Below are 8780 nucleotides of genomic sequence, written 5' to 3'. Positions count from 1 at the left end.
ATAAAAAGGCTAATCAGGTATTGAGCCTTCATGCTTTTATGAGAACAAAGCAACTTTCCTTATTACTTGAGAGGAAAAAGAAGAAGAAAACCTATAGACAGCGCATGATAGAGGCATTTGATAAAGATCCATTTATTTGCCCACATTGCCATCGTGAGATGGATTTGGTTGAAATATGGCATGCGGATTATGGCTTGTTGTACCATTATATGGAAGATATGGAGTCTGTCAAAAGAGTGAGGAGGATAAACCTTGACCAAAAAGAAAAAGCCGGATGAATTAAGTAAAGCATTCTTGGAATCCTTGGATAAAGACGATCCATTCGGTTTAAATGAAGAAATAGAAACGTTGACTTTTAAATGTTTGGATTGTGGTAAGGAAGATGAGGTCCCTGAATATATAGTGGGGGAATTTCACTATGATTTGGAAGAAAATGAAGAAGTGGAGGTAGTCTGTCCTTTTTGTGATGGCACCATGCGACAAGCGAGGAATATCCCAAGTGAATAATCTTCACTTGGGACGTGGTTTAGTCGCGCTAGCGATTTTGTTCTTGAAAAATTCTACATGCCTAGGTTGAAATCAACAAGGATTCCTGATAGTTTTAAAACTTTTTTTCTTTCAAAGAGTTTTTAGTAGAATTTTTTGTTAAAATAGAATACATGAGTCTATTTTGAACGAAAAAAGGCAGGTGAAATCGTTGGGAAAGATTATTTCCATAGCGAACCAAAAGGGAGGCGTTGGAAAAACGACCACCTCAGTAAATCTTGGTGCTTGTTTAGCCTATATAGGAAAAAAGGTTTTACTTATAGATATAGATCCACAAGGGAATGCGACCAGTGGTTCAGGTATTGATAAAGGGGATGTACAGCAATGTGTCTATGACGTGCTTGTTGATGATGTTGATATTAAGACTGTCATTAAGCAAACAGCCGTAGATAGGTTATTTGCAGTTCCTTCAACGATTCAATTAGCGGGTGCTGAAGTTGAATTAGTACCAACCATTTCAAGAGAGGTTCGATTAAAAAGGGCTGTAGATCAAGTGAAGGACGAATATGATTATATTCTAATTGATTGTCCGCCATCTCTTGGATTACTTACATTAAATTCTTTAACAGCTTCCGATTCTGTGATCATTCCTGTTCAATGTGAGTATTATGCCTTAGAAGGATTGAGTCAGTTATTAAATACAGTACGATTAGTACAAAAGCATTTAAACAATGAATTGATGATTGAAGGCGTGCTGTTAACGATGTTGGATGCACGCACAAATCTGGGACTCCAAGTGATTCAAGAGGTGAAAAAGTATTTCCAAAATAAGGTATATCAAACCATTATTCCACGTAATATTCGGTTAAGTGAAGCACCGAGTCATGGAGAACCTATTATTCTTTATGATCCAAAATCACGGGGAGCAGAGGTTTACTTAGATCTTGCAAAGGAAGTGGCTGAAAATGGCTAAAGGTCTCGGGAAAGGGATTAATGCTTTATTTGCAAATGTAGAGGTTAATGAAGAGGAAACGGTAAAGGAAATTGAGTTAAAGGAAATTAAGCCCAATCCTTATCAACCTAGAAAGGTATTTTCGGAAGAGGCTATTTTGGAATTAAAGGAATCGATCAAGCAACACGGTGTATTACAGCCCATTATTGTAAGAAAAAATATTAAGGGATATGAAATTGTTGTGGGGGAGCGTCGCTTTCGCGCTTCTAAAGCGGCAAAGTTAAAAACCATTCCAGCTGTTGTTAAGAAATTTACAGATCAGCAAATGATGGAATTGGCTGTACTTGAAAATTTACAAAGAGAAGATTTAACTCCCATTGAAGAGGCGATCGCTTACCAAACTTTGTTGGAAAAACTGAATTTTACACAAGAAGATTTGGCGAAGAGATTAGGAAAAAGTCGTCCCTATATTGCCAATCATATCCGCCTGTTAAGCCTACCAAAAACCATTCAAAACCATATTGTGGAAGGAAAGCTTTCCATGGGACATGGGCGTACCTTATTAGGACTTAAAAGAAAAGAAAAAATCGAAGCTCTTGCAGAACGAACGGTAAAAGAGGGGCTAAATGTAAGACAGCTTGAGCAATTAGTTCAGCAAATGAATCAAAATGTTTCACGTGAAACAAAAAAGGAAAAACCAAAAAAGGATGTTTTCCTTGTTGAAAGTGAAAATAATCTACGAGAAAAGTTTGGAACAACGGTTACAATTAAAAGAACCAAGAAAAAAGGTAAAATTGAAATTGAATTTCTATCTGCAGAAGATTTAGAAAGAATTTTACATTTACTAGAAAAAGGATAAACGTAATAAATTTAAAAAAGGAGGAAAATAAAGCTAGTGAAAGTTACAGAAAATTTTCCTCCGATACATCCCATTTATGGGGGAGAGAAACTTTATGATCGGCATAGATCTGATCTGCGTGAATAATGGCGGAAGCGAGTTGTTTAGCCATATTCATGACTAAGTTAAGCCGTGTATTTTGTAAAACAAAGAATTCCATATAGCCACTGACATTCACAATCCCTGTCATATGCATATGACCAACATGAGGAAGTTCCTTCTTTACACCCGCACCAGGCTTAACGGGTCCTGCACCAACTTTAATCATCCCGATATTCTTCATTCTTCCTAAACACGCGTCAATGCCGATTATAAAGGGATTGGTAAATTGAGTTTGAATGACTTCTAACTTTTCTTCGAGGTTAACAGCATGGATAGGTTCAGCTAGTGTTCCTTGCACATGGAAGTGGGTTAAGTTAGCCTCTTGAAGAAAGCTTCCTGTTAAAGGACCCAATGAATCACCTGTTGAACGATCTGTCCCAATACATACAAGTACAATGGGGGATCGCAGAGATAGTGGGAGTAAATCTAACATACCATCAGCAATGGAATTTGTAGACAGTGGATCTGTATGGTGAATGTGAATTTCCTTTTGTTTGGGTATACGGAAGAATGCCTCATGTGTCATGCGGGTATCTCCTTTCGCTCATCATTACCATTATACGGAAGCGGGATTATTTCTATACATTGAAAGTGAAAAATCATTATAAGCTGTTCATCACAACACATTTTTGCTAAAATAAAATTATTTATCATGAATTTGTTTTAATAGAAAATTTACCATCAGGGGGAAAGAAATTGGAAAAAAAGGAATTCAATCTTCATGATGTAGTAGAAATGAAAAAACAGCATCCATGTGGCACAAATCGTTGGAAAATCATTCGCATGGGGATGGACATTCGAATAAAATGTGAGGGGTGTGGCCACAGTGTTATGCTGCCTCGACGTGAATTCACAAGAAAAATGAAAAAGATCTTAGAGAAGCACGAGGAATAGCCTCGTGCTTCAGACTTTTAGTAAATGCCTGCATACTGTGTTTCACACCGCGCTATTCGCTCATTCAGGGGACTGAGCCTAGCTCATAATTTGTCTGACAAACAGACGATAATAAACGATGGTAAAATTGTTTTTTTTAATAAGACTCTCTATAATGGTAGTGAATGAAATGTAAAAAACCTTCATGGTTACCGATAGAATGGACGAGATAAGAGGAGTGACAATAATGGCCCTTACAGCAGGGATTGTAGGTTTACCGAATGTCGGAAAATCTACTTTATTTAATGCAATTACAAAGGCAGGGGCAGAAGCTGCCAATTATCCATTTTGTACAATTGATCCGAATGTGGGAATTGTAGAAGTTCCTGATATTCGCTTGCAAAAATTAACAGAACTTGTGCAACCTAAAAAAACTGTACCAACTGCTTTCGAATTCACCGATATAGCTGGAATTGTGAAAGGGGCAAGTAAAGGAGAGGGACTTGGAAACAAATTTCTTTCTCATATTCGCCAGGTAGATGCTATTTGTCATGTGGTGCGTTGTTTTGCTAGTGAGGATATTACCCATGTCTCAGGAAAGGTAGATCCAATTGATGATATCGAAACGATCAACCTCGAGCTGATTCTTGCCGATTTAGAAACAGTGGACAAACGAATCGGTCGAGTGGAAAAACTGGCGAAACAAAAGGATAAAGAGGCAATTATAGAATTTACTGTTTTATCTAAATTAAAAGAAGCTTTTGAAGCTGAAAAACCAGCCAGATCGATTGAGTTTACCGAGGATCAAATGAAAGTTGTGAAAGGTCTTCATCTCCTAACAAGTAAGCCTGTTTTATATGTCTCCAATGTTAATGAAGAGGATATTCAAGATCCTGAACATAATGAATATGTACAAAAAGTAAAGGAATTTGCGAAGGAAGATCAAGCAGAAGTCATTGTTGTTTGTGCAAAAATCGAAGAAGAAATGGCCGAACTAGATGACGAGGAAAAGGCGATGTTCCTAGAAGAATTAGGGATCGATGAATCAGGTCTCGATAAATTGATTCGCGCCACTTACAATCTTTTAGGACTGGCGACTTACTTTACAGCTGGCGTCCAAGAAGTACGTGCATGGACATTTAAAAAAGGGATGAAAGCTCCTCAATGTGCAGGAATCATTCATACTGACTTTGAAAGAGGGTTTATCCGAGCAGAAACAGTTTCCTACGAAGATTTATTAGCAGGCGGCTCGATGACAGCGGCTAGAGAAGCTGGGAAAGTAAGACTTGAGGGGAAAGACTATCTAGTTCAAGATGGGGATGTCATTCATTTCCGATTTAATGTCTAGTTTTGTTATAAAGTTTTAATAAAAGGGACGTGGCTAGGCCCCTATGGTTAGCGAATAAAGGGAATCCATTTTTTGTTCAAAATGGATTCCCTTTTTGTAAATAGATAAAATTTTGATCAAAAAGTATAAAATTCCTCCTTTTGCAGCTGATTTAAAATTAGCTCCAATACATCATTCTGGGACATATTATTCGTCAGTATGGTTTCTCTATCAACCCCAAGATAATCATGTGGCCTCCACCAGTTTCGTAAAGACTCTTCCCCGAATTCCGCCTTTTTTGAACTAGAGTTATGACGGATGACGGTTTCCTCAAAGGACAAATCAAAGTAATAAGTATAGGACTGTTGGTTATAGAATTGGATTAAATTTTTCAACATTCTACCATAGAGACTTTTATACAAGATTCCTTCCACAATCACAAATTTACATTTCCCTTTGCCATATTCTGCGATTTGGCGAATCAAATCAATGGCTAGATTTCCTTCTCGATCGTGAACCTTTAACATTTCGCGGCGAACGACATCCTGAGAAACCAATAGCGTTCCATGTCCCAAATGATTTTGAAGACGTTTCGCAGTCGTTGTTTTTCCACTTCCAGAGTTTCCGCGTATGATAATGAGTATAGATTCCATATTTTCCCCCTATGTATCATGTTAGACGATATTCTCTCTTTTATTGCATTCGAGATAGAGGGGGATATTCCTTCTTCTACTCATTTGATCTAAAAATTTGGTGAGAAATGCCAGCAAAAGGCTTTGTAGGGAAATGACGATTAACATCTAAAATAAGATTGAATAAAAAAGCCTTTAGTTGAACGATTTTATGTATAAATTCCTTCTTTAGACACAGAATAAAAGGGAATCGTCTTTTTGATTCAACTTTGCATAAAAGAGGTGCTTAGATTGAGGACATTAAAGCGGATTGCCTTAGCTTTAGTCATTATTGGAGCTATTAATTGGGGGCTAATCGGTTTATTCCAGTTCGACTTAGTGGCTGCTATCTTTGGTGGACAAGCGGCAGGTCTTTCCAGATTTGTATATACTTTAGTCGGCCTTGCGGGTCTTGTAAGTATTGCTTATTTCTTTGATCAAGACGTTGTAGAGGATCAAGAAGATTCCGTATATAGAAATACGGATTTTGCAACGGAATTTGCAGAAGAGCCAGATGTTGATCGATTATATAACCCTTCTTTAGAAGTTTATGAAAATGAAGATGAGGAAGAATTTTAACAAAACTTGGTGGGGTTAAACCTCACCGAGTTTTTTGGTGAAAAATGTCCAATGTTGTTCTTCTCTATGATATAATGGAAAACCTAAAAGAGCACTTATTATCATTAGAAAAGGAGAGCAGCATGAATATAGATTATCAGTTGTTTAAAGCAGTCAATCAGCTTGCTGGTCAAAGTCATTGGTTAGATCAGTTTGTCATCTATTTTTCTAAATTCGGCCCGATTCTTTTTGGACTTGTCTTTATCTATCTTTGGTTTGTACCAACAGCAAATAAAAATAAAAATCGACAAATTGTATTATTTGCTTTTACAATAACCTTTATTACACTTGGTATAAATAAAGTCATTGAATGGATGTATTTTAGACCACGGCCATTTGTAACTCATGATGTAAATTTTTTAAGTGATAAATTGGAAACAGATCCTTCGTTCCCTAGTAATCATTCAGGTGGATCTTTTGCGTTAGCGATTGCCCTGTTTTGGAGACAAAAAAAATGGGGGAGTATTCTCCTGTTTATGGCTGTCTTTATGGCACTTTCCCGACTCTATATCGGTGTCCATTACCCCACAGATGTATTAGCTGGTGCGGTTATTGCCTTGATTGTCACCATGATCATAATGTCCTTGAGTCGCTATTTAGCGCCACTCTTTAACTGGATCATTGGAATTTATAACCGGATTGAGGCAAAATTGTTTAGAAAAAAGGATCAAGATTTTACAGTGAATAAATAATAAACGATAAAGTCTGAGTGAAGAACATGATAGATAGTTCTTCATTCAGACTTTTATTATGGAATTTGGGATAATGCTGGGTCTAGCTCCAGCGCCCAGCGACTAGGAAATTTTCGGTGCCTGCTTGCGTAAGTCAACATAAGTTCGCCTTTCAATGTCTAGCTGCAGGCGGTAGGGGCTCGAGGTCAAATAACCTGGAATCCTGGAAGGGAAAGAGCGCCCTTCCAGGATTCCAGAACATTTGCTTGTCGCCCCTGAACAACCGCCTTCCGCTTTTCTTTGTTGCAACCTGTCCAGCATTGTGATAGAATAAATTATTGTGAGTAATGCAAATTGCTCCTTGCTCTTTTTTATTGTCTAGCTCCAGCGCCTAGCCACTCGAGGCCAAATAACCTTTCAAGAAGGAAGTCAAAAAGCGGACTTCCGTGTTGAAAGAACATTTGCTTGTCGGGCTGACCAAGTCGCTTTCGCTTTTCATAATAAAAGAGCCGCATAGACCATAGGGAGGTGACTATACGATGAAAAAGTACGAAATTATGTACATTATCCGACCAAATATTGAGGATGAGGCTAAAAAAGCTGTTATTGAGCGTTTTGATGGCGTTCTTACTTCAAATGGTGCGGAAATCATCGAATCAAAAGATTGGGGCAAACGTCGTCTTGCATATGAGATTGAGGACTTCCGTGAAGGACTTTATCACTTAATCCATGCAAATGCTACACCTGAAGCTGTTCAGGAATTCGATCGTCTTGCTAAAATCAGCGGTGATATCATTCGCCATATTGTTGTTAAAGACGAAAAATAATAATGTTTCACGTGAAACATTTCTGGAAAGAGAAGTAAATCGGGGAGAGGTTGATTCTGATGATGAACCGAGTTGTATTAGTTGGTCGTTTAACCAAAGATCCAGATTTGCGATATACCCCTAATGGAGTCGCTGTTGCAACATTTACTCTAGCTGTTAACCGTACTTTTACAAATCAACAAGGTGAGCGGGAAGCTGACTTTATTCAATGCGTGACATGGCGTCGCCAAGCGGAAAATGCAGCTAATTACTTGAAAAAGGGTAGTTTGGCTGGTGTAGACGGGCGAATCCAAACGCGTAATTTTGAAGGGCAAGACGGTAAACGCGTATATATCACCGAAGTTGTAGCAGACAATGTGCAATTTCTTGAACCTAGAAGTTCGACATCAGAACGGAGAGGGGATTTTGGTGGGAACCAATTTGGAGGAGATCAGGGAAACTCCAATTATTCCTATGGTTCAAATCAGGGTCAGCGAAACAACCAGAACTTTACTCGAACTAATGATGATCCGTTCTCTAATGATGGAGAACCTATTGATATTTCGGATGATGATCTACCGTTTTAGATCTTTATCCAGTTTAATAAAATAACCGAAGTGTGCTTCCATAAGAGGAAGGCCGTTTTAACAGATTAAAAATGCATATAAAAGGAGGTTATCTTCATGGCAGGTGGACGTAGAGGTGGACGGAAGCGTCGGAAGGTTTGTTACTTTACAGCAAATGGGATTACTCATATTGACTATAAAGATGTCGATCTTCTTAAAAAATTCGTCTCTGAACGTGGAAAAATTCTTCCACGCCGTGTAACTGGAACAAGTGCTAAGTACCAACGTAAATTAACGATCGCGATCAAACGTGCTCGTCAAATGGCGTTGCTTCCATTTGTAACAGGCGAATGAAAAAAGCGCAAGCACCTGTTTAGCGACGTACAAATTTAAAGACTTCTGACGAGATAAAGGAAACACGGTGAGGTCATAGAACGAACCGATGTTGACTTATCGTAGGAAGAAGACGTAAATTTGCTAGTCGCTAGGTGCTGGAGCTAGACAGAGAAAAGTGAAAGGGCAGTAAGGGTTAAACCTTCTGCTCTTTTTGTTTTTTAAAAAGAGCAAATTTGTTGGTTTTTCAAAGATGCTCACTTGGTTTGGGAGCCTCTCCGTAGTAGGAAAGTTATGATTCATTTCCAAGCTCCAACCAAATTTTAAAGCATTCACTTAAAAATGGGTGTGTATGAGTAAAATGTTTGTGGGCGAACAAAATAGGAACGCGCCATTTCGATCTGTTTAACGGAGAGGCCCATTGTGGCAGGGGGGCTCTTTCAAGGTGATATCCACGGCTTTATATGGGGTGGCGGG

The 8780-nt window shown here is 38.4% G+C and carries 12 protein-coding genes and 1 pseudogene; 11 read left to right on the top strand and 2 right to left on the bottom strand.

Going from position 1 to position 8780, the window contains the following annotated elements; genetic code table 11:
• From KI363_RS21180 to KI363_RS21165, 4 genes and pseudogenes are all read left to right on the top strand, one after another.
• A pseudogene (locus tag KI363_RS21180) lies at window positions 1-278 on the top strand (IS91 family transposase); the annotation flags it as partial.
• Window positions 253-507 carry a hypothetical protein gene (locus KI363_RS21175; protein ID WP_158324077.1) on the top strand — a complete coding sequence of 85 codons (255 nt, stop codon included), beginning with the start codon at window positions 253-255 and terminating at the stop codon, window positions 505-507. The pseudogene KI363_RS21180 and the gene KI363_RS21175, both read left to right, overlap by 26 nt.
• A 190-nt stretch (window positions 508-697) precedes the next feature.
• A complete protein-coding gene (locus KI363_RS21170; protein ID WP_212967566.1) occupies window positions 698-1459 on the top strand; it encodes a ParA family protein in 762 nt (253 codons plus the stop codon).
• Window positions 1452-2297: a ParB/RepB/Spo0J family partition protein gene (locus KI363_RS21165; RefSeq protein ID WP_212967565.1), complete on the top strand. Its 846-nt coding sequence runs from the start codon at window positions 1452-1454 to the stop codon at window positions 2295-2297. The genes KI363_RS21170 and KI363_RS21165 overlap by 8 nt, the downstream gene beginning before the upstream one ends.
• A 43-nt stretch (window positions 2298-2340) precedes the next feature.
• Here KI363_RS21165 and yyaC read toward each other — a convergent pair whose 3' ends face one another.
• Complete coding sequence (gene yyaC / locus KI363_RS21160; RefSeq protein WP_212967564.1) at window positions 2341-2964, bottom strand: spore protease YyaC; 624 nt, start codon at window positions 2962-2964, stop codon at window positions 2341-2343.
• 170 nt (window positions 2965-3134) lie between these two features.
• Between yyaC and KI363_RS21155 the strand changes: the two genes are divergently transcribed.
• Window positions 3135-3332, top strand: a complete 198-nt coding sequence (locus KI363_RS21155; protein ID WP_158324323.1) for a DUF951 domain-containing protein — start codon at window positions 3135-3137, stop codon at window positions 3330-3332.
• 226 nt (window positions 3333-3558) lie between these two features.
• Window positions 3559-4659, top strand: a complete 1101-nt coding sequence (gene ychF, locus KI363_RS21150; protein WP_158324322.1) for a redox-regulated ATPase YchF — start codon at window positions 3559-3561, stop codon at window positions 4657-4659.
• A gap of 116 nt (window positions 4660-4775) precedes the next feature.
• Here ychF and KI363_RS21145 read toward each other — a convergent pair whose 3' ends face one another.
• Window positions 4776-5291 carry a kinase gene (locus KI363_RS21145; protein ID WP_212967563.1) on the bottom strand — a complete coding sequence of 172 codons (516 nt, stop codon included), beginning with the start codon at window positions 5289-5291 and terminating at the stop codon, window positions 4776-4778.
• A 270-nt stretch (window positions 5292-5561) separates the two neighbouring features.
• On the opposite strand from KI363_RS21145, the gene KI363_RS21140 reads away from it, so the two are divergent.
• From KI363_RS21140 to rpsR, 5 genes are all read left to right on the top strand, one after another.
• Window positions 5562-5888 carry a DUF378 domain-containing protein gene (locus KI363_RS21140; protein ID WP_158324321.1) on the top strand — a complete coding sequence of 109 codons (327 nt, stop codon included), beginning with the start codon at window positions 5562-5564 and terminating at the stop codon, window positions 5886-5888.
• A gap of 122 nt (window positions 5889-6010) precedes the next feature.
• Complete coding sequence (locus KI363_RS21135) at window positions 6011-6619, top strand: phosphatase PAP2 family protein (RefSeq protein WP_158324320.1); 609 nt, start codon at window positions 6011-6013, stop codon at window positions 6617-6619.
• Between the two features lie 518 nt (window positions 6620-7137).
• Entirely contained in the window at window positions 7138-7425 is a 288-nt protein-coding gene (rpsF, locus tag KI363_RS21130) for a 30S ribosomal protein S6 (RefSeq protein ID WP_158324319.1), read from the top strand.
• 59 nt (window positions 7426-7484) lie between these two features.
• Entirely contained in the window at window positions 7485-7991 is a 507-nt protein-coding gene (gene ssb / locus KI363_RS21125) for a single-stranded DNA-binding protein (RefSeq protein WP_158324318.1), read from the top strand.
• Window positions 7992-8087: 96 nt separating this feature from the next.
• Window positions 8088-8324, top strand: a complete 237-nt coding sequence (gene rpsR / locus KI363_RS21120; protein ID WP_158324317.1) for a 30S ribosomal protein S18 — start codon at window positions 8088-8090, stop codon at window positions 8322-8324.
• The last annotated feature ends 456 nt before the right edge of the window (window positions 8325-8780 follow it).

The organism is Lederbergia ruris, from assembly GCF_018332955.1.
Classification (GTDB): Bacteria; Bacillota; Bacilli; order Bacillales; family Bacillaceae_C; genus Lederbergia; species Lederbergia ruris.
This window is presented reverse-complemented; position numbering and strand designations above follow the sequence as displayed.